This is a genomic window from Mycobacterium sp. IDUB_17 (assembly GCF_055419465.1).
In genome coordinates, this window is the sequence record NZ_JBVAXS010000002.1 from 1,076,356 (window position 1) to 1,096,601 (window position 20,246).

Annotated in this window: 15 protein-coding genes; 13 read left to right on the forward strand and 2 right to left on the reverse strand. The window is 65.5% G+C overall.

Features of this window, described 5'->3' with window-relative positions; genetic code table 11:
- Positions 1–50 precede the first annotated feature (50 nt).
- The 7 genes from ACZYZ7_RS12440 (at position 51) to ACZYZ7_RS12470 (ending at position 11,584) form a co-directional block, all read left to right on the forward strand.
- Positions 51–500, forward strand: a complete 450-nt coding sequence (locus ACZYZ7_RS12440; RefSeq protein WP_463741014.1) for an anthrone oxygenase family protein — start codon at positions 51–53, stop codon at positions 498–500.
- A gap of 253 nt (positions 501–753) precedes the next feature.
- The gene (gene rplJ / locus ACZYZ7_RS12445) at positions 754–1,281 is read left to right on the forward strand and encodes a 50S ribosomal protein L10 (RefSeq protein ID WP_135452818.1); all 528 of its coding nucleotides are present in this window, start codon (positions 754–756) and stop codon (positions 1,279–1,281) included.
- Positions 1,282–1,357: 76 nt separating this feature from the next.
- Complete coding sequence (gene rplL / locus ACZYZ7_RS12450; protein ID WP_135452819.1) at positions 1,358–1,744, forward strand: 50S ribosomal protein L7/L12; 387 nt, start codon at positions 1,358–1,360, stop codon at positions 1,742–1,744.
- A gap of 202 nt (positions 1,745–1,946) precedes the next feature.
- Positions 1,947–3,032: an ABC transporter ATP-binding protein gene (locus ACZYZ7_RS12455; protein ID WP_450071311.1), complete on the forward strand. Its 1,086-nt coding sequence runs from the start codon at positions 1,947–1,949 to the stop codon at positions 3,030–3,032.
- Between the two features lie 85 nt (positions 3,033–3,117).
- Complete coding sequence (locus ACZYZ7_RS12460; RefSeq protein WP_450071310.1) at positions 3,118–3,663, forward strand: hypothetical protein; 546 nt, start codon at positions 3,118–3,120, stop codon at positions 3,661–3,663.
- 412 nt (positions 3,664–4,075) lie between these two features.
- Positions 4,076–7,585, forward strand: coding sequence for a DNA-directed RNA polymerase subunit beta (gene rpoB, locus ACZYZ7_RS12465; RefSeq protein ID WP_450071309.1), 3,510 nt, complete (start codon positions 4,076–4,078; stop codon positions 7,583–7,585).
- Between the two features lie 45 nt (positions 7,586–7,630).
- Positions 7,631–11,584 carry a DNA-directed RNA polymerase subunit beta' gene (locus ACZYZ7_RS12470; RefSeq protein ID WP_135452824.1) on the forward strand — a complete coding sequence of 1,318 codons (3,954 nt, stop codon included), beginning with the start codon at positions 7,631–7,633 and terminating at the stop codon, positions 11,582–11,584.
- A 116-nt stretch (positions 11,585–11,700) separates the two neighbouring features.
- Here the strand turns inward: ACZYZ7_RS12470 and ACZYZ7_RS12475 are convergent, their stop codons facing one another.
- Entirely contained in the window at positions 11,701–12,270 is a 570-nt protein-coding gene (locus ACZYZ7_RS12475) for a CHAP domain-containing protein (RefSeq protein WP_450071308.1), read from the reverse strand.
- Between the two features lie 78 nt (positions 12,271–12,348).
- Here ACZYZ7_RS12475 and ACZYZ7_RS12480 point away from each other — a divergent pair, with 78 nt between their 5' ends.
- The 6 genes from ACZYZ7_RS12480 (at position 12,349) to ACZYZ7_RS12505 (ending at position 18,444) form a co-directional block, all read left to right on the forward strand.
- On the forward strand, positions 12,349–13,101 hold the full coding sequence (locus tag ACZYZ7_RS12480) for a deoxyribonuclease IV (protein WP_463741015.1): 753 nt from the start codon (positions 12,349–12,351) through the stop codon (positions 13,099–13,101).
- A gap of 64 nt (positions 13,102–13,165) precedes the next feature.
- On the forward strand, positions 13,166–14,287 hold the full coding sequence (locus ACZYZ7_RS12485; RefSeq protein WP_450071306.1) for a phosphatase PAP2 family protein: 1,122 nt from the start codon (positions 13,166–13,168) through the stop codon (positions 14,285–14,287).
- 96 nt (positions 14,288–14,383) lie between these two features.
- Positions 14,384–16,039, forward strand: a complete 1,656-nt coding sequence (locus ACZYZ7_RS12490) for an acyl-CoA dehydrogenase family protein (RefSeq protein WP_135452828.1) — start codon at positions 14,384–14,386, stop codon at positions 16,037–16,039.
- Positions 16,036–16,950 carry a crotonase/enoyl-CoA hydratase family protein gene (locus tag ACZYZ7_RS12495; RefSeq protein ID WP_135452829.1) on the forward strand — a complete coding sequence of 305 codons (915 nt, stop codon included), beginning with the start codon at positions 16,036–16,038 and terminating at the stop codon, positions 16,948–16,950. Before ACZYZ7_RS12490 ends, ACZYZ7_RS12495 begins: the two co-directional genes overlap by 4 nt.
- Before the next feature lies 1 nt (position 16,951).
- Positions 16,952–17,683: a PaaX domain-containing protein, C- domain protein gene (locus tag ACZYZ7_RS12500; RefSeq protein WP_450071305.1), complete on the forward strand. Its 732-nt coding sequence runs from the start codon at positions 16,952–16,954 to the stop codon at positions 17,681–17,683.
- Positions 17,680–18,444 (forward strand): crotonase/enoyl-CoA hydratase family protein, encoded by a 765-nt coding sequence (locus tag ACZYZ7_RS12505; protein WP_450071304.1) that lies wholly within the window; start codon positions 17,680–17,682, stop codon positions 18,442–18,444. The genes ACZYZ7_RS12500 and ACZYZ7_RS12505 overlap by 4 nt, the downstream gene beginning before the upstream one ends.
- A gap of 77 nt (positions 18,445–18,521) precedes the next feature.
- Here the strand turns inward: ACZYZ7_RS12505 and ACZYZ7_RS12510 are convergent, their stop codons facing one another.
- Entirely contained in the window at positions 18,522–20,168 is a 1,647-nt protein-coding gene (locus ACZYZ7_RS12510) for a hypothetical protein (protein WP_450071303.1), read from the reverse strand.
- Positions 20,169–20,246: the final 78 nt, after the last annotated feature.

Sequence of the window (20,246 nt, forward strand, 5' to 3'; positions counted from 1 at the left end):
AATTTGTCAGTACCTTGTTTTTTGGCAGCTTACTGACCAGGCTCGATGATGTGAAGGAAATCGTTCAGATTCTCGCCGTCATCGTCACCGGGCCGCTGCTGGGCGTCGAGTTCGGGGTCGCCGCGTTCACCAACCCGATCCTGCATCGGCTACCCGACGCCGCCTATCGGCAGGCGCGCGGAACCGGCGCCAAGATCCTCGGGACCGCGATGCCGTTCTGGTACATGGCAGCGGTGGCGCTGATGATCGCCGCCGCGGTGTTCCGTCCCGCGCCCCTGCTCATCGCGCCGGTCGTGCTGATGGTGCTGGTCATTCTGCTGACCCTCACCACGCTCGTACCGATCAACAACCGCGTCGCGGCGGGATTCGGCGGTAACGACGCCGGTGAGGACCCCGGGCAGTTCCACGAACTGGTCCGCCGCTGGGACCGATTGCACTGGTTGAGGGTCGGATTGCTCGCGGCCGCGTTCGTCTGCCTGGTGCTGGCCGGCGGGTGCTGAGGCGCGGCGAGCGTGCTCGTTTTGGCTGACTGGTAGGTGTTCGGCTACTCTGGTCGGGTTCCACCGAAGACCGTCGGTCACCGAGCAATCGGTTGAAGGTCCGGGAAATGTCCCGGCGGCCCACGCAGGAGGACGAGGCTAGACCAGTTTCGTGCTGGGTATATCTGCGCCCCGACCTATCTGCGTCGGGGCGTTCGTCATTTCACGGCCCCAAGTTGGTGGAGCGCCCGATACCCACCACAAGGAGGCATGCATGGCCAAGGCTGATAAAGCCACGGCGGTTGCCGACATTGCTGAGCAGTTCAAGGCGTCGACGGCCACCGTCGTCACCGAGTACCGCGGGCTGACTGTGGCGAACCTGGCTGAGCTGCGTCGTTCCCTCGGCGACTCCGCCTCGTACACCGTCGCCAAGAACACTCTGGTGAAGCGCGCCGCTTCCGAAGCCGGCATTGAAGGTCTCGACGAGCTGTTCGCCGGTCCCACGGCGATCGCGTTCGTCAAGGGTGAGCCCGTTGACGCCGCCAAGGCGATCAAGAAGTTCGCCAAGGACAACAAGGCGCTCGTCATCAAGGGCGGCTACATGGACGGCAAAGCGCTGTCCGTCGCCGATGTCGAGAAGATCGCCGACCTCGAGTCGCGCGAGGTGCTGCTCGCCAAGCTGGCAGGTGCCATGAAGGGCAACCTGTCCAAGGCCGCCGGCCTGTTCAACGCGCCCGCTTCTCAGATGGCCCGCCTCGCCGCGGCGCTGCAGGAGAAGAAGGCTGCCGAAGAGGCTGCTTAACCGCAATCGCTGTCGCGTAACCGCAACCGCACAAACCACCCAACATCTGTAAGAAAAATCAGGAAGGACCATAAACATGGCCAAGCTGTCCACCGACGAACTGCTCGACGCTTTCAAGGAAATGACCCTGCTGGAGCTCTCTGAGTTCGTGAAGCAGTTCGAAGAGGTCTTCGAGGTCACCGCTGCTGCTCCGGTCGCCGTTGCCGCCGCCGGTGCCGCCCCGGCCGCCGCCGAGGCCGCCGAGGAGCAGTCGGAGTTCGACGTCATCCTCGAGGGTGCCGGCGAGAAGAAGATCGGCGTGATCAAGGTCGTCCGCGAGATCGTCTCCGGCCTGGGCCTGAAGGAAGCCAAGGATCTGGTCGACGGCGCTCCCAAGCCGCTGCTGGAGAAGGTCTCCAAGGAGGCCGCCGAGGACGCCAAGGGCAAGCTCGAGGCTGCCGGCGCCAGCGTCACCGTCAAGTAGTCCAAAACTGGACCGCAAGAACCCCCGAATCCCCACGGATTCGGGGGTTCTTTGCTTGTATGAGCTGGATTGATTCGGTCCGGGTCCGGGTACTCCCGAATATTGGGAGACAAGCATGTGTGGGCGGTGCCCCGTGCGCTATGGTGACTCAAGCCACAGGCCGCAGCAGGTGGCGGGGTGAGCCGTAGGCGGAAGGATCTTTATGGGCGTCCAGATCGATGTGACGGGACTGAGCAAATCTTTCGGATCGTCAAAGATTTGGGAAGACGTCACGTTGACGGTTCCCGAGGGTGAGGTCAGCGTTTTGCTCGGCCCGTCGGGTACCGGCAAATCGGTGTTCCTGAAGTCCCTGATCGGCCTGCTGCGTCCCGAGCGCGGCTCGATCGTCATCGACGGCACCAACATTCTTGAATGCTCGGCCAAGGAGCTCTACGAGATCCGCACCCTGTTCGGTGTGCTGTTCCAGGACGGCGCGCTGTTCGGCTCGATGAACATCTATGACAACACCGCCTTCCCGCTGCGCGAGCACACGAAGAAGAGCGAGAGCGAAATCCGCAACATCGTCATGGAGAAGCTCGACCTGGTCGGTATGCCCAATGACGGCCACAAGTTCCCCGGCGAGATCTCCGGCGGTATGCGCAAGCGCGCCGGCCTGGCTCGCGCCCTGGTGCTCGACCCGAAGATCATCCTGTGCGACGAGCCGGACTCCGGTCTGGACCCCGTCCGTACCGCCTACCTGAGCCAGCTGCTGATCGACATCAACGCGCAGATCGACGCCACGGTGCTGATCGTGACGCACAACATCAACATCGCCCGGACCGTGCCCGACAACATCGGCATGCTGTTCCGCAAGCAGCTGGTCATGTTCGGCCCCCGCGAGGTGTTGCTGACCAGCGAGGAGCCCGTCGTCAAGCAGTTCCTCAACGGTCGCCGTATTGGGCCGATCGGTATGTCTGAGGAGAAGGACGAGGCGACCGCGGCCGCCGAGCAGGCCATGATCGACGCCGGCCAGCACGACGGCGGTGTCGAGGAGATCGAGGGTGTGCCGCCGCAGCTGATGGCGACTCCCGGTATGCCGGAACGCAAGGCCGTGGGCCGCCGCCAGGCCCGCGTGCGGGAGATCCTGCACACCCTGCCGCCCGCAGCGCAGGCCGCGATCCTCGACGACCTCGAGGGCACGCACAAGCTGCCGGTGCACCAGTTCGGCGACGAGCCCACCGCGCGCCACCACCGCCCGGTCGAGGACGACGCCCCGACCGGCGCCATCGAGGTGCCTCACCAGAGCTGAGTTTCGAACAAGTCAGGCCGGACCCCGAGGGTCCGGCCTGACTTGTCTCGTGGACACCAGGAGCCGATATGCACGCGCAGCCGCGATGAATCCGCCGCGGACGCAGCCGACGGTGTCCGGTGCGCAACCGGGCGCCGGGCTCGACCAGGTGACCCGCACCGCGGGCATTGCCGGCGTCGGATTGGCCGACCAACTGGCCGCAGCGGCTCGACACAGCACCGAGGCGGGGGTCGCGCTTGCGTCGGCCGTCGGTATCCCGCTGTTGACGCTGGTCATGACCTCGCTGAAGGGCGGGGGGTTGACGGCTTCCTCGGTGTTACCGGCCGTCGTGGTGATGGTCGTTGCCGTCGGCTTGGTCGGGTACTTCATGTACTGGGGGATGCCGACGCGATTCCGCCGGCTGATTCCGCCGGGCACTCCGATCGAGGCCGAGTTCGGGCCTCAGCGGATCGGCCTGCGGCTCGGTGGTTACCTGCAAACGCTGGAGCTCGGCTCGATCAAACGCATCCGGCACGCCGACTGCGCGTTTCACGTCTCCGTGCGAGGGGTGGCGGCCGGGCTGATCATTGCCGAACAGCTCGTTCCGGCGCAGGTGGGCGCAGCGCTCCTGGCGCGTTTCGGCGCGGCGTAGGTGAAGCTCTACCAGCCGTTGCCAGAGCTGCCGCGCGGTCCGGAAATCTCCCACACGAAACCGCGTGTGAGCACTTGACGGAAGGCCATGGACAGGCCAATCTGTTGGGCAGCATGTGTGACGGGTTTAGGGACGCCAGCCAGCGCCAGGTGATCCGTTTCATACAGTGGATGTGTGGTGGTTGAGGAATGCGCCGTTCTGCGCTATTGTTGGACGTTGCGCTGGCTGCATCCTGCCCATCTCATCTGACCTGCACATCGTAGTTCTAGCCTGAGCATTGCTCAGCACCTAGTCCTTAGTGCCGTGCGTATGGGGTTCTGGACGAGCTGAAGTAGGAAACAGTCAGCCGAACCGACGCAGAATCGCGGCCCAGAAGGACGGCTCTTGCTGGCCTTTTCGAAAGTCGCATGAGGTGCTGGAAGGATGCATCTTGGCAGTCTCTAGCCAGAGCACAGCGAACGCTAACACCAATAACTCCGTCCCCGGAGCACCGAACCGAGTTTCCTTTGCCAAGCTCCGCGAACCGCTTGAGGTTCCGGGGCTTCTGGACGTTCAGACGGATTCCTTCGACTGGTTGGTCGGAGCGGACGGATGGCGCCAGAAGGCCGTTGATCGCGGTGAGACCGACCCCAAGGGCGGCCTCGAAGAGGTGCTCGAAGAGCTCTCGCCGATCGAGGATTTCTCGGGCTCGATGTCGCTGAGCTTCTCCGACCCGCGCTTTGACGAGGTCAAGGCGCCGGTCGACGAGTGCAAAGACAAGGACATGACGTACGCGGCTCCGCTGTTCGTCACGGCCGAGTTCATCAACAACAACACCGGTGAGATCAAGAGCCAGACGGTCTTCATGGGTGATTTCCCGATGATGACCGAGAAGGGCACCTTCATCATCAACGGCACCGAGCGTGTCGTGGTGTCCCAGCTCGTGCGTTCTCCCGGTGTGTACTTCGACGACAGCATCGACAAGTCCACCGAGAAGACGCTGCACAGCGTCAAGGTGATCCCGGGCCGCGGTGCGTGGCTGGAGTTCGACGTCGACAAGCGCGACACCGTCGGTGTCCGCATCGACCGTAAGCGTCGGCAGCCGGTCACCGTGCTCCTGAAGGCGCTGGGCTGGACGAGCGAGCAGATCGTGGAGCGCTTCGGCTTCTCCGAGATCATGATGGGCACCCTGGAGAAGGACAGCACCGCCGGTCCCGACGAGGCGCTGCTGGACATCTACCGCAAGCTGCGCCCGGGCGAGCCGCCGACCAAGGAGTCCGCGCAGACCCTGCTGGAGAACCTGTTCTTCAAGGAGAAGCGCTACGACCTGGCCCGCGTCGGCCGCTACAAGGTCAACAAGAAGCTGGGCCTGAACGCCGGCAAGCCGATCACGTCGTCGACTCTGACCGAGGAAGACGTCGTCGCCACCATCGAGTACCTGGTGCGTCTGCACGAGGGCCAGACCACGATGACCGTCCCCGGCGGCGTCGAGGTCCCGGTCGAGGTGGACGACATCGACCACTTCGGTAATCGTCGTCTCCGCACCGTGGGTGAGCTGATCCAGAACCAGATCCGGGTCGGTCTCTCCCGCATGGAGCGCGTCGTGCGTGAGCGCATGACCACTCAGGACGTCGAGGCGATCACGCCGCAGACCCTGATCAACATCCGTCCCGTCGTGGCGGCGATCAAGGAGTTCTTCGGCACCAGCCAGCTGTCGCAGTTCATGGATCAGAACAACCCGCTGTCGGGTCTGACCCACAAGCGTCGCCTGTCGGCGCTGGGCCCCGGCGGTCTGTCCCGTGAACGTGCCGGCCTTGAGGTCCGCGACGTGCACTCCAGCCACTACGGCCGCATGTGTCCGATCGAGACCCCTGAGGGTCCGAACATCGGTCTGATCGGCTCGCTGTCGGTGTACGCCCGGGTCAACCCGTTCGGCTTCATCGAGACCCCGTACCGCAAGGTCATCGACGGTGTGGTCAGCGACCAGATCGACTACCTGACCGCCGACGAGGAGGACCGCCACGTCGTGGCGCAGGCCAACTCGCCGATCGACGTCGACGGCAGCTTCACCGAAGACCGCGTGATGGTGCGCCGTAAGGGCGGCGAGGTCGAGAACGTGGCCCCGTCCGACGTGGACTACATGGACGTCTCGCCGCGCCAGATGGTGTCGGTCGCGACCGCCATGATCCCGTTCCTCGAGCACGACGACGCCAACCGCGCCCTGATGGGTGCCAACATGCAGCGCCAGGCGGTTCCGCTGGTGCGCAGCGAGGCGCCGCTGGTCGGTACCGGCATGGAGTTGCGTGCCGCGATCGACGCCGGCGATGTCGTCGTCTCGGAGAAGGCGGGCGTCGTCGAGGAGGTCTCGGCTGACTACATCACCGTGATGGCCGACGACGGCAGCCGGCACACCTACCGGATGCGCAAGTTCGCCCGGTCCAACCACGGCACCTGCGCCAACCAGCGTCCGATCGTGGACGCCGGGCAGCGTGTCGAGGCCGGCCAGGTCGTCGCCGACGGTCCGTGCACCGAGAACGGTGAGATGGCCCTGGGCAAGAACCTGCTCGTGGCGATCATGCCGTGGGAGGGCCACAACTACGAGGACGCGATCATCCTCTCGAACCGCCTGGTCGAAGAGGACGTGCTCACCTCGATTCACATCGAAGAGCACGAGATCGATGCCCGCGACACCAAGCTGGGCGCCGAGGAGATCACCCGGGACATCCCGAACGTCTCCGATGAGGTGCTGGCCGATCTCGACGAGCGCGGCATCGTCCGCATCGGCGCCGAGGTCCGCGACGGCGACATCCTGGTCGGCAAGGTCACCCCGAAGGGTGAGACCGAGCTGACCCCGGAGGAGCGCCTGCTGCGTGCCATCTTCGGTGAGAAGGCCCGCGAGGTCCGCGACACGTCGCTCAAGGTGCCCCACGGTGAGTCGGGCAAGGTCATCGGCATCCGCGTGTTCTCCCGTGAGGACGACGACGAGCTGCCGGCCGGCGTCAACGAGCTGGTCCGCGTGTACGTGGCCCAGAAGCGCAAGATCTCCGACGGCGACAAGCTCGCCGGACGCCACGGCAACAAGGGCGTCATCGGCAAGATCCTGCCCGTCGAGGACATGCCGTTCATGCCCGATGGCACCCCGGTGGACATCATCCTGAACACCCACGGTGTGCCGCGTCGTATGAACATCGGCCAGATCCTGGAAACCCACCTCGGGTGGGTGGCCAAGGCCGGCTGGAACATCGATGTGGCCGAGGGAACGCCGGAATGGGCGAGCAGGCTGCCCGAGGGTCTGCACTCGGCCCCGGTCGACAGCATCGTCAGCACCCCGGTGTTCGACGGTGCCCGCGAAGAGGAGCTGGCCGGACTGCTCGGCTCGACGCTGCCCAACCGTGACGGAGACGTCATGGTCGACAGCGACGGCAAGGCGACGCTGTTCGACGGCCGCAGTGGCGAACCGTTCCCGTACCCGGTGACGGTCGGCTACATGTACATGCTGAAGCTGCACCACCTGGTCGACGACAAGATCCACGCCCGTTCGACCGGTCCGTACTCGATGATCACCCAGCAGCCGCTGGGTGGTAAGGCGCAGTTCGGTGGTCAGCGGTTCGGTGAGATGGAATGTTGGGCCATGCAGGCGTACGGCGCTGCCTACACGCTGCAGGAGCTGCTGACCATCAAGTCCGACGACACGGTCGGCCGCGTGAAGGTATACGAGGCGATCGTCAAGGGCGAGAACATCCCTGAACCCGGTATTCCGGAGTCGTTCAAGGTGCTTCTCAAGGAGCTGCAGTCGCTGTGCCTCAACGTTGAGGTGCTCTCCAGCGACGGCGCGGCGATCGAGATGCGTGACGGCGATGACGAGGACTTGGAGCGTGCCGCTGCCAACCTCGGTATCAACCTGTCGCGCAACGAGTCCGCCTCTGTTGAAGATCTTGCGTAGATCTCGTCCGAGAATTTCTAGTCCCGAAAGGGGAAAGGGAGTTACGTGTTAGACGTCAACTTCTTCGATGAACTCCGCATCGGCCTGGCCACCGCGGACGACATCCGTAACTGGTCCTTCGGCGAGGTCAAGAAGCCGGAGACCATCAACTACCGCACCTTGAAGCCGGAGAAGGACGGCCTGTTCTGCGAGAAGATCTTCGGACCGACTCGCGACTGGGAGTGCTACTGCGGCAAGTACAAGCGCGTCCGGTTCAAGGGCATCATCTGTGAGCGCTGCGGCGTCGAGGTCACTCGCGCCAAGGTGCGCCGTGAGCGGATGGGCCACATCGAGCTGGCCGCACCCGTCACGCACATCTGGTACTTCAAGGGTGTTCCGTCGCGGTTGGGCTACCTGCTCGACCTGGCCCCGAAGGATCTGGAAAAGATCATCTACTTCGCGGCCTACGTGATCACCTCTGTCGACAACGAGATGCGCCACAACGAGCTGTCCACGCTCGAGGCCGAGATGGCCGTCGAGCGCAAGGCCGTCGCGGATCAGCGCGACGCCGACCTGGAGGCCCGGGCCCAGAAGCTCGAGGCCGACCTGGCCGAGCTGGAGGCCGAGGGTGCCAAGTCCGACGTGCGCCGCAAGGTGCGCGACGGCGGCGAACGTGAGATGCGTCAGCTCCGTGACCGGGCCCAGCGTGAGCTGGACCGGCTCGACGAGATCTGGACCACCTTCACCAAGCTGGCCCCCAAGCAGCTCATCGTCGATGAGGTGCTGTACCGCGAGCTGCAGGACCGCTACGGCGAGTACTTCACCGGCGCCATGGGCGCGGAGTCGATCAAGAAGCTCATCGAGACCTTCGACATCGAGGCCGAGGCCGAGTCGCTGCGCGACACCATCAAGAACGGCAAGGGCCAGAAGAAACTTCGCGCCCTCAAGCGTCTGAAGGTCGTCGCGGCCTTCCAGCAGTCGGGTAACTCCCCGCTGGGCATGGTGCTCGACGCTGTGCCGGTGATCCCGCCGGAGCTGCGTCCGATGGTTCAGCTCGACGGTGGCCGTTTCGCCACCTCCGACCTGAACGACCTGTACCGCCGCGTGATCAACCGCAACAACCGGCTCAAGCGACTGATCGACCTCGGCGCGCCCGAGATCATCGTCAACAACGAGAAGCGCATGCTTCAGGAGTCGGTGGACGCGCTGTTCGACAACGGCCGCCGTGGCCGCCCGGTCACCGGTCCGGGCAACCGTCCGCTCAAGTCGCTGTCCGATCTGCTCAAGGGCAAGCAGGGCCGCTTCCGTCAGAACCTGCTCGGTAAGCGTGTCGACTACTCGGGCCGTTCGGTCATCGTGGTGGGCCCGCAGCTCAAGCTGCACCAGTGCGGTCTGCCGAAGCTGATGGCCCTGGAGCTGTTCAAGCCGTTCGTGATGAAGCGTCTGGTCGACCTGAACCACGCGCAGAACATCAAGAGCGCGAAGCGCATGGTCGAGCGTCAGCGTCCCCAGGTGTGGGATGTCCTCGAAGAGGTCATCGCCGAGCACCCGGTGCTGCTGAACCGTGCACCTACGCTGCACCGCCTGGGTATCCAGGCCTTCGAGCCGCAGCTGGTGGAAGGCAAGGCCATCCAGCTGCACCCGCTGGTGTGTGAGGCGTTCAACGCCGACTTCGACGGTGACCAGATGGCCGTGCACCTGCCGCTGTCGGCAGAGGCCCAGGCCGAGGCTCGCATCCTGATGCTGTCCTCGAACAACATCCTGTCCCCGGCGTCGGGTAAGCCGCTGGCCATGCCGCGTCTGGACATGGTGACCGGTCTGTACTTCCTGACCACCGAGGTCGCGGGCGATCCCGGCGAGTACGTGCCGGCCGCCAAGGACCAGCCGGAGCAGGGCGTGTACAGCTCGCCCGCCGAGGCCATCATGGCGCTGGACCGCGGTGCCCTGTCGGTGCGCGCCAAGATCAAGGTGCGGTTGACGCAGCAGCGTCCGCCGGCCGCCGTCGAGGCCGAGCTGTTCGAGAACGGCTGGAAGCCGGGCGATGCCTGGACCGCGGACACCACGCTGGGCCGGGTGCTCTTCAACGAGCTGCTGCCCAAGGGCTATCCGTTCGTCAACGAGCAGATGCACAAGAAGGTCCAGGCCCGGATCATCAACGATCTGGCCGAGCGTTTCCCGATGATCGTGGTGGCGCAGACCGTCGACAAGCTCAAGGACGCCGGCTTCCACTGGGCCACCCGTTCGGGTGTCACGGTCTCGATGGCCGACGTTCTGGTGCCGCCGCAGAAGCAGGAGATCCTGGAGCGGCACGAGGCCGAGGCCGAGGCGATCGAGCGCAAGTACCAGCGCGGCGCGCTGAACCACAACGAGCGCAACGAGTCGCTGGTCAAGATCTGGCAGGACGCCACCGAAGAGGTGGGTAAGGCGATGGAGGAGTTCTACCCGGCCGACAACCCGATCATCACGATCGTGAAGTCCGGCGCCACGGGTAACCTCACCCAGACCCGCACCCTGGCCGGCATGAAGGGCCTGGTGACCAACCCGAAGGGTGAGTTCATCCCGCGCCCGATCAAGTCCTCGTTCCGTGAGGGCCTGACGGTGTTGGAGTACTTCATCAACACCCACGGTGCTCGTAAGGGTCTGGCCGACACCGCTCTTCGTACCGCCGACTCGGGTTACCTGACCCGTCGTCTGGTGGACGTGTCGCAGGACGTCATCGTTCGCGAGAACGACTGCGAGACCGAGCGCGGCATCATCGTCACGCTGGCCGAGCGCGCTGCGGACGGTTCGCTGATCCGCGATGCACACGTCGAGACCTCGGCGTTCGCCCGGACCCTGGCCACCGATGCGGTCGACGCCGACGGCAACGTCGTCATCGAGCGCGGCCACGACCTGGGTGACCCGGCCATCGACGCGCTGCTGGCTGCCGGCATCTCGCAGGTGAAGGTCCGCTCCGTGCTGACCTGCGCCTCGGCGTCCGGTGTGTGTGCCAAGTGCTACGGCCGCTCGATGGCCACCGGCAAGCTGGTCGACATCGGCGAGGCCGTCGGCATCGTCGCCGCCCAGTCCATCGGTGAGCCCGGTACCCAGCTGACCATGCGTACCTTCCACCAGGGTGGTGTTACCGGTGGCGCCGACATCGTCGGTGGTCTGCCTCGCGTGCAGGAGCTGTTCGAGGCTCGTATCCCGCGGAACAAGGCGCCCATCGCCGACGTCGCGGGCCGGGTCCGGCTGGAGGAGAGCGACAAGTTCTTCAAGATCACCATCGTCCCCGACGATGGTGGCGAGGAAGTTGTCTACGACAAGCTCTCCAAGCGTCAGCGGCTGCGCGTGCTCACCCACGAGGACGGCTCCGAAGGCGTGCTGTCCGACGGTGACCACGTCGAGGTCGGCGACCAGCTCATGGAAGGCTCCGCGGATCCGCACGAGGTGCTGCGTGTCCAGGGCCCCCGCGAGGTGCAGATCCACCTCGTCAAGGAGGTCCAGGAGGTCTACCGGGCCCAGGGTGTGTCGATCCACGACAAGCACATCGAGGTCATCGTCCGGCAGATGCTGCGTCGCGTCACGATCATCGATTCGGGTGCGACGGAGTTCCTGCCCGGTTCGCTGACCGAGCGTGCCGAGTTCGAGACCGCCAACCGTCGGGTTGTTGCCGAGGGTGGCGAGCCCGCGGCCGGCCGCCCGGTGCTGATGGGTATCACCAAGGCATCGCTGGCCACGGATTCGTGGCTGTCGGCGGCGTCGTTCCAGGAGACCACGCGTGTGCTTACCGATGCGGCGATCAACTGCCGCAGCGACAAGCTGCTGGGTCTGAAGGAGAACGTGATCATCGGCAAGCTGATCCCGGCCGGTACCGGCATCGCCCGTTACCGCGACATCCAGGTGCAGCCGACCGAAGAGGCCCGCGCTGCGGCGTACACGATCCCGTCCTACGAGGATCAGTACTACAGCCCGGACTTCGGTGCGGCCACCGGTGCCGCGGTGCCGCTGGACGATTACGGTTACAGCGACTACCGCTAGCTAGTCAAGGAAAAGCCCCCCGTGCGTCAGCGCGGGGGGCTTTTCCTTTGGCGGGAGTGGCCACTTGTTGCACGCCTATCGGAAATTCATGTGCAACAGGTGGCCACTCGGCGGCGTCACTCGTAGCGGCCGAACCCCTGGATCCCCGGGTCATCGATGATCTTGTAGGTCGACAGCCCCAGCCCACCGTCGCGGCCCTCTCCGCCGCCGATGGTGGTCAGGGTGCCGTTGTCGTCGGCCACGACGATGTTGACGTGCTGGTGTTTGGGGCTGGGCTCGTCGTAGATCACCATGTCGCCCGGCTGGGGCAGGTAATCCGTCGGCTCCCAGCGGCCCTCGTTGTGCAGATAGTCGGTGAGCGTCAGGACGCCCGGGATGCGCCAATGCCCGGAGTTGGGGTTGGCGAACGGTTCGCCCGACTCGCGCATCACCCAGCTGGTGAAGTCCGCGCACCATGGCTCGTCGTTGCCTTCGGAGTACTTGAACATGCCTGGTTGCGTCGCGTACTCCTGCGCGACGATGCGCATGACGGCGGCTCGGCCGGGGCTCAGCGACGACGTGTCGACCTGCGGGAACTCCGGTTGGGCGACGTGCTCGCGGTAGCCGCGGTATCCCACCGTCGCGGCCACGGCAGCGACCGTCAGGACAGCCACCGCCACCGCGATGAGCCACGCGCGTTTGTGCATGTTTGCCACACTAAGTCATCGAATCCTCGTCGCCGCGCGGCAGTTTGGGTGTCGGGGCAGCCACCTAGACTTGGCGGTGTGCTCATCGGTTCGCATGTAGACAACACCGACCCATTGGCCGCGGCCGCCGCAGATGGCGCCGACGTGGTGCAGTTCTTCCTCGGCAACCCGCAGAGTTGGAAGAAGCCCAAGCCCCGTGAAGACGCCGAGGCACTCAAGGCGTCGACGGTGCCGCTGTACGTACACGCGCCGTACCTGATCAACGTGGCTTCGGCCAACAACCGGGTGCGGATTCCGTCCCGCAAGATCCTGCAGGACACGTGCGACGCCGCGACCGAGATCGGCGCGACCGCGGTGATCGTGCACGGCGGCCATGCCGACGACAACGACATGGAGGCCGGGTTCGAGCGGTGGGTCAAGGCCCTGGATGCGCTGAATACCGAGATGCCGGTGTATCTGGAGAACACTGCGGGCGGCGATCACGCCATGGCACGGCATTTCGACACTATCTCCCGGCTGTGGGATCGCATCGGGGACAAGGGCATTGGCTTCTGTCTCGACACGTGCCACGCGTGGGCGGCGGGGGAGGCGCTGATCGATTCGGTGGACCGGATCAAGGCCATCACCGGGCGCATCGATCTGGTGCACTGCAATGATTCACGCGATGCGGCCGGTTCGGGTGCCGACCGTCATGCGAATTTCGGTGCCGGGCAGATCGATCCGCAGTTGCTGGCGGCGGTGGTGAAGGCAGCGGATGCGCCCGTTATCTGTGAGACCTCGGAAGCCGGACGCAAGGACGACATCGCGTTCCTGCGCGAGCACGCCGACTGACACGTTCGCGACCTGAACCGTTTTCAACGGCATCGTGACGTAAAGGTGAACTAACGTCACCTCTGTGACCGCGGTTGATGACTCGGTAACCGAAGAAGCGTCAGCGCAATGGGGCGCCGACACCCGCGCCGATCGACTGCGCATTCTGCGATACGTCGCGATCCTGGTGTGGGCGTCGGTCGTGGTCTACCGCACCGTCACCGACGGTTTCGCGTTCAACCGCGAACTTTTGCTGCTCTACATCGCCACCGGGCTGCTGGCGGCGAGCATCGGCCAGGGCAGGCGGATGCTCTATGTGATCCGCGACTGGCTGCCGTTCGCCGCGGTGCTGGCTGCCTACGACCTGAGCCGCGGAGCGGCCACCCTGGTCGGCCGTCCTACGTTGTGGCACTGGCAGGTCGACGCGGATCGCTGGATGTTCTTCGGCACGGTGCCCACGGTGTGGTTGCAGGAACGGTTGAAACTGCTTCACCCGCCGTGGTGGGAAGTGGTGATCAGCACCGTGTACATGTCGTTCTTCATCCTTCCCTACGTCGTCGCAGGCGTGCTGTGGCTGCGTGACCGTGAGGAGTGGAAACGGTTCGTTCGCCTGTTCGTCGGACTGTCGTTCGCGGCGCTGATCATCTACGCGCTGCTGCCCGCCGCCCCACCGTGGGCCGCGGCACGGTGCAGTGCCGATGACGTCGACGGCGGCCCGTCCGGGCCCGGGTGCATGTTCCGATCGGCGCGTGAATCCGTCGACGGAGGACTCCTCGGCACGATGCAGGGCAGTCGGGACGGCGCGCACGACTGGATCGAACGGATCGTCACCCGCGGCTGGGGCAAGCTCAACCTGCACACCGCGACGGCATTGATCGATCAGGGGCAGGCCAGCGTGAACCTCGTCGCGGCCATCCCGTCCCTGCATGCCGGCCTGACCGCTGCGGTCGCGGTCTTCCTCTGGAACCGGGTGAATCGCGGATGGCGGCCGCTGTTGGTGGCCTATCCGCTCATCATGGCCTTCACGCTGGTGTACACCGCCGAGCACTATGTGGTCGACATCCTGCTCGGCTGGATTTTGGCGGCGGTGGTGTTGTTCGCCCTCAATCGGTACGAAGCGCGGAGGGCGCGCGAGGCTGAGGGCGACGAACAGCCCCGGGACAGCGAAGACGTACCGACCGCGGTCGGAGAACTCGACCCGGCCTGACTCCCGGAGCAGGGGCGACTGGCGTGACGCGATGGGCCGCCGAGCCGTCTCATTACAAGTATTGTGCAGTTGTCGGAGATTTGTAACACTGGACGCATGGCTGTTGATCCATCGCTCCTCACGTCCGCGGGCACACACGTCGTCACCAATCAGGTCCCCACGCTGGAGGACTACAACCCCGCCACCTCGCCGGTGCTCGCCGAGGCCCTCATCCGCGAAGGCGGGCAGTGGGGCGTCGACGAGGTGCACGAACTCGGCGCGATCAACGGCAGCGCCCAGGCCCAGCGCTGGGGCGAACTCGCCGACCGGAACCGGCCCGTGCTGCACACCCACGATCGTTACGGCCACCGGATCGACGAGGTCGAATACGACCCGGCCTATCACGAGCTGATGAATGTGGCCGTCACCCACGGCCTGCACGGTGCCCCGTGGGCCGATGACCGTGAGGGCTCCCACGTCGTGCGCGCGGCCAAGACCTCGGTGTGGACCGTCGAACCCGGGCACGTCTGCCCGATCTCGATGACCTACGCCGTGGTGCCCGCACTCCGGTTCAACCCGGAACTGGCCGCCATCTACGAGCCGCTGCTGACCAGCCGGGTGTACGACCCCGAACTGAAGCTCGCGACGACGAAGGCCGGTATCACGGCGGGCATGTCGATGACCGAGAAGCAGGGCGGCTCCGACGTTCGCGCCGGCACCACCGAGGCGACGCCCAACGGTGACGGCACCTACTCGTTGCGCGGGCACAAGTGGTTCACCTCGGCCCCGATGTGCGACATCTTCCTGGTTCTCGCCCAGGCTCCGGGAGGCTTGAGCTGTTTCTTCCTGCCGCGCGTCCTGCCCGACGGCAGCCGCAACCGGATGTTCCTGCAGCGGCTCAAGGACAAGCTCGGCAACCACGCCAATGCCTCGAGCGAGGTCGAATACGACGGTGCCACCGCCTGGCTGGTGGGCGAGGAGGGCCGTGGCGTGCCGACCATCATCGAGATGGTCAACCTCACCCGACTCGACTGCACGCTGGGCAGCGCCACGAGCATGCGCAACGGCCTGAGCCGTGCCGTGCACCACGCCCAGCATCGAAAGGCGTTCGGCGCCTATCTGATCGACCAGCCGTTGATGCGCAACGTGCTCGCCGACCTGGCTGTGGAGGCCGAGGCGGCGACCATGCTGGCGATGCGGATGGCCGGTGCCACCGACAAGGCGGTCCGCGGTGACGAGCGCGAGGCGCTGCTGCGCCGTATCGGCCTGGCCGCCGGCAAGTACTGGGTCTGCAAGCGGGCCACCCCGCATGCCGCCGAGGCGATGGAATGCCTGGGCGGCAACGGTTACGTCGAGGACTCGGGCATGCCCCGGCTGTACCGGGAGGCCCCGCTGATGGGTATCTGGGAAGGCTCGGGCAACGTCAGCGCGCTGGACACCTTGCGCGCCATGGCAACCCGGCCGGAGAGCATCGAGGTGCTCTTCGACGAACTCTCCAGGACCGCCGGGCAGGACCCGCGGCTGGACCGCCACGTCACCACCCTGCAGAACGATCTGCAGGATCTGGAGACCATCACCTACCGGGGCCGCAAGGTCGCCGAGGACATCTCGCTGGCGCTGCAGGGCGCGCTGCTGGTGCGTCACGGACACCCGGCCGTGGCCGAGGCCTTCCTGGCCAGCAGGCTCGGCGGGCAGTGGGGACAGGCCTTCGGCACCCTGCCGACCGGGCTCGACCTGGCGCCGATCCTCGAGCGTGCCCTGGTCAAGGGATGACGGTCGACACGCTGAAGACGATGACCTACGAGGTCACCGATCGGATAGCGCGAATCACCTTCAACCGCCCCGAAAAGGGCAACTCGATCGTCGCCGACACCCCGCTGGAACTGCAGGCACTGGTCGAGCGCGCGGACCTGGACCCGAACGTGCACGTGATCCTGGTGTCCGGGCGCGGTGAGGGCTTCTGTGCGGGATTCGATCTGTCCGCGTACGCGGACGGGACCGGTGAAGCCGGGGGAGGCCGATACGACGGGACCGTGCTGTCCGGGAAAACCCAGGCGATCAACCACCTTCCGGATCAACCATGGGATCCGATGGTGGACTACCAGATGATGAGCCGGTTCGTCCGCGGCTTCTCCAGCCTGATGCACGCCGACAAGCCGACCGTGGTCAAGATTCACGGCTACTGCGTGGCCGGTGGCACTGACATCGCGCTGCACGCCGACCAGGTGATCGCCGCCTCTGACGCGAAGATCGGCTACCCGCCCATGCGGGTGTGGGGCGTTCCGGCCGCCGGCCTGTGGGCGCACCGGTTGGGGGATCAACGCGCCAAACGCCTTCTGTTCACCGGGGATTGCATCACCGGCGCGCAGGCCGCCGAATGGGGCCTGGCCGTCGAGGCGCCCGAACCGGAAGACCTCGATGAGCGCACCGAGCGCCTCGTCGCACGCATCGCCGCCATGCCCGTCAACCAGCTCATCATGGCCAAGCTGGCCTGCAACTCCGCGCTGCTGCAGCAGGGGGTGGCGACCAGCCGGATGGTGAGCACGGTGTTCGACGGCATCGCCCGGCACACTCCCGAAGGGCACGCCTTCGTGGCCGACGCAGTTGAACACGGCTTCCGCGAAGCGGTGCGCCATCGCGACGAGCCGATGGGTGATTACGGGCGCAGGTCTTCCGAGGTCTGACATGCCCGCGCTCACACGGATGACGGCCCGGTCGGTGGTGCTGAGCGTGCTGCTCGGTGCCCACCCGGCCTGGGCGAGTGCCGCCGAACTGATCAGGCTGACAGCCGATTTCGACATCAAGGAACCTACCCTGCGGGTGGCGTTGACCCGCATGGTCGGCGCCGGTGACCTGATCCGTTCGGAGGACGGCTACCGGCTGTCGGACCGCCTGCTGAACCGCCAACGGCGCCAGGACGACGCGATCGACCCGAAACTGCGGGACTACGACGGACAGTGGCAGACACTGGTCATCACCAGTGTTGGCACCGACGCCCGCACCCGCGCTGCGCTGCGGAATGCCCTGCAGCAGTATCGGTTCGGCGAACTGCGCGAGGGTGTGTGGATGCGCCCGGACAATTTGGACCAGGTGTTGCCCCAGGAGATCACCGGCCGGGTGCGGCTGCTGCATGCCCGGGACGAGGATCCGGCCGGCCTGGCCGCCACGCTGTGGGATCTGCCCGGCTGGCGGCGCACGGGCGAGCAGCTACTGGAGGAGATGGCCGCCGCGACCGACGTTCCGGGCCGGTTCGTCGCGGCCGCGGGCATCGTGCGTCACCTGCTGGCGGACCCGGTGCTGCCGGACGGGTTACTGTCGGGCGAGTGGCCGGGTGCTGAACTGCGTAAGGCGTACAGCGACTTTGCCGCCGAACTCGTCGTGCGGCGCGACCGTACCGAACTGATGGAGGCAACGTGACCGAAGCTGTCCGGGTTGAGCGCAACGGACCGGTGACCACCGTCATCATCGACCGACCGCACGCCCGCAACGCGGTCGACGGCCCCGCCGCCGCGGCCTTGTTCGCGGCCTTCGAGCAGTTCGACGCCGATGAGGAGGCCGCGGTCGCGGTGCTGACCGGTGCCAACGGCACCTTCTGCGCCGGCGCCGATCTGAAAGCCTTCGGCACGCCGGAGATGAACCGGCTCGACCCCGCGGGGCCCGGTCCCATGGGGCCGAGCCGAATGGTGTTGTCCAAGCCGGTGATCGCCGCGATCGGCGGCCATGCGGTGGCCGGCGGACTGGAACTGGCCTTGTGGTGTGACCTGCGCGTGGTCGAGGAGGACGCCGTGCTGGGGGTGTTCTGCCGTCGCTGGGGAGTGCCGCTGATCGACGGTGGCACCGTGCGGCTGCCCCGGCTGATCGGGGAGAGCCGCGCGATGGACCTGATCCTGACCGGGCGCGCCGTCGATGCGGCCGAAGCCCACGCGATCGGTCTGGCCAACCGGGTGGTGCCTAAAGGTCACGCCCGTGCGGCGGCCGAGGAACTGGCCGCAGAGCTGTCGCGGCTGCCGCAGCAATGCATGCGGGCGGACCGCCTTTCGGCACTTCATCAGTGGGGCGAATCCGAACAGGCCGCAATGGAATTCGAATTCGCCAGCATCCCCCGTGTTGCCGAGGAGGCCGCCCATGGCGCCGGCCGGTTCGCCGGAGGTGCGGGCAGACACGGCGCGAGTGCCTGAACGAGCCTGACGAATACAAGGCGCTCGGTGGGATAACCCGCCCGAGCACCTTGCATACGTCATGCCGTCAGTCGGCGTCAGTCGGAGTGATCACCACCCGCACGGTGTTTGGCACCGCTGGTGCCTGCTTTGGCTTCTTGCTTGCTCTCGTTGCTTTCCCGCTTGGCCGCGCGGTGTTGCACCTTGGCCTCAGCCCCCGCAGCTTTGGCTTCCTGCTTGGCGGCCCGTTTGGCAGCTCTCGTTGCCAAACGATCGTCCCGACCGGACTTCGCCTCGGTCTTGGCATCCGGCGTTGCGGAGGAGGCGGGTGCCTCTGCCGAACCGGACCCGACCTCGGCACCGTCGTTTTCGGCAGGTGTGCCGGCGGTTTGAGCGTCCACTGCGTTGCGTTGCGGTGCGACCGACAGGGTGACGGTCTTGAGCTTCTCGACCGCTGCGGAGGTGGTCTCCGAGATGCGGTCGACGGTACTGGTGACATCGGCGGCGGGATGGCTCACCACCGCCGCGGTGCCGAGTGCCTTGCGCTGAACCAACGGTGACGCCGTGGGCAGGTCGGTGCCGACATCGGTTGGTGCCGGCGCTACGTCCTCGATGGCGGTGCCTTGCATTTGCATTGCGCCGGGCCCTTGCCAGCCAATGGCTTTGGCGATCGTCTGGGGCACGGTCACGAGCAGGGTTTGGAGCAGGCCCCTGTTCAACACGAACTCTCCGTTGGTGAACAGGCCGGAGGTCCCGGCCCCCATATCGCTGAGGTACCCATTCAGGATCGCGTCGGTGAGTACCGCGGGAGTGTTGATGAGCGAACTGAATGCCGCGGCCGGATCGCCGGCGTTGACGGCGTTGAGAACGTGCTGGGCGCTGTCACCGAATGCGTTGATCGCACCCTCCACCGGATTCAGCACCCCCAACCCCAGGGGCATCATCAAGTCCGGCACTGCGGAGAGCGCGTTCATGACGTTCTGACCCGTTCTCAGCGGGAGCTGCATGATGTTGAGCAGCGGGTTCGCAAAGGCAAAGAGGCGGAACACAACACTGGTGACGACACTCGCCACCCCGGCCACATCGCCCGACTCGAGGTAGTCGAGAGCCATCCGGGCAAGGAACTTCAGCTTGTAGTCCTCATCCGAGGTGAAGAAGCTGATGTAGCTCATGGCGGCAGCGTCGAGCGAGCTCGCGAGAAGTTGTCCGTTGGCCATCTGGTTGGCGATGACCTGCTGCAGGATCGGAAACGGGTCGGCGGCCATCTGGCCGCCGATTTTGGCGGCGTTGTCGAACGTCGTCCCGAAAACCCCCAGCCATTCGGTGAGTGGATCGGTAAGGGATGGATCCTGAAGAAGCCCGTCGGCGAGAGCGGTGAGTTCGACTGGGGCCCAGGAGGAATGGGGTATTGCGACCGGAGCGTCGGCCACTGGTGCCGCCACCGGGCTGATCGGACTCACCGCGATGGCGCCTGCGCCGGCCAGCGCTATACCGGCGGTGAGTGTCGATCGGATAGCTAAGTGCATGGAGAGCTCTCTTCTGTGCGTGATCTTGACAGCGTCAGAAGGTATCCGAAGAAATCGGGTGTCTGGCGGATCGGCGAAATGTTTCTTGTATTGCGCGGGAATCGGCAACGGGAGGTCTTGATGAAAGCCCCAATCAGCGGCTGCGTCCCAGTTTCCAGCAAAGAAATATTCAGAGATTTTTACTTCACTGGAAAAGTACTTTATGGACAACTGCAACATGTTGTACCACATCAGTGCATAGCTGCAAGCAGAAATGAACGATTCCGAGATGCTGATACCTTGTCAATGACGATTAGC

Bases quoted from the DNA above. Each gene is read 5' to 3' on its own strand.
- rplJ (WP_135452818.1), top strand. From the start codon at position 754: ATGGCCAAGGCTGATAAAGCCACGGCGGTTGCCGACATTGCTGAGCAG.
- rplL (WP_135452819.1), top strand. From the start codon at position 1,358: ATGGCCAAGCTGTCCACCGACGAACTGCTCGACGCTTTCAAGGAAATG.
- ACZYZ7_RS12455 (WP_450071311.1), top strand. From the start codon at position 1,947: ATGGGCGTCCAGATCGATGTGACGGGACTGAGCAAATCTTTCGGATCG.
- ACZYZ7_RS12460 (WP_450071310.1), top strand. From the start codon at position 3,118: ATGAATCCGCCGCGGACGCAGCCGACGGTGTCCGGTGCGCAACCGGGC.
- ACZYZ7_RS12475 (WP_450071308.1), bottom strand. From the start codon at position 12,270: ATGCACAAACGCGCGTGGCTCATCGCGGTGGCGGTGGCTGTCCTGACG.
- ACZYZ7_RS12490 (WP_135452828.1), top strand. From the start codon at position 14,384: ATGGCTGTTGATCCATCGCTCCTCACGTCCGCGGGCACACACGTCGTC.
- ACZYZ7_RS12495 (WP_135452829.1), top strand. From the start codon at position 16,036: ATGACGGTCGACACGCTGAAGACGATGACCTACGAGGTCACCGATCGG.
- ACZYZ7_RS12500 (WP_450071305.1), top strand. From the start codon at position 16,952: ATGCCCGCGCTCACACGGATGACGGCCCGGTCGGTGGTGCTGAGCGTG.
- ACZYZ7_RS12510 (WP_450071303.1), bottom strand. From the start codon at position 20,168: ATGTTGCAGTTGTCCATAAAGTACTTTTCCAGTGAAGTAAAAATCTCT.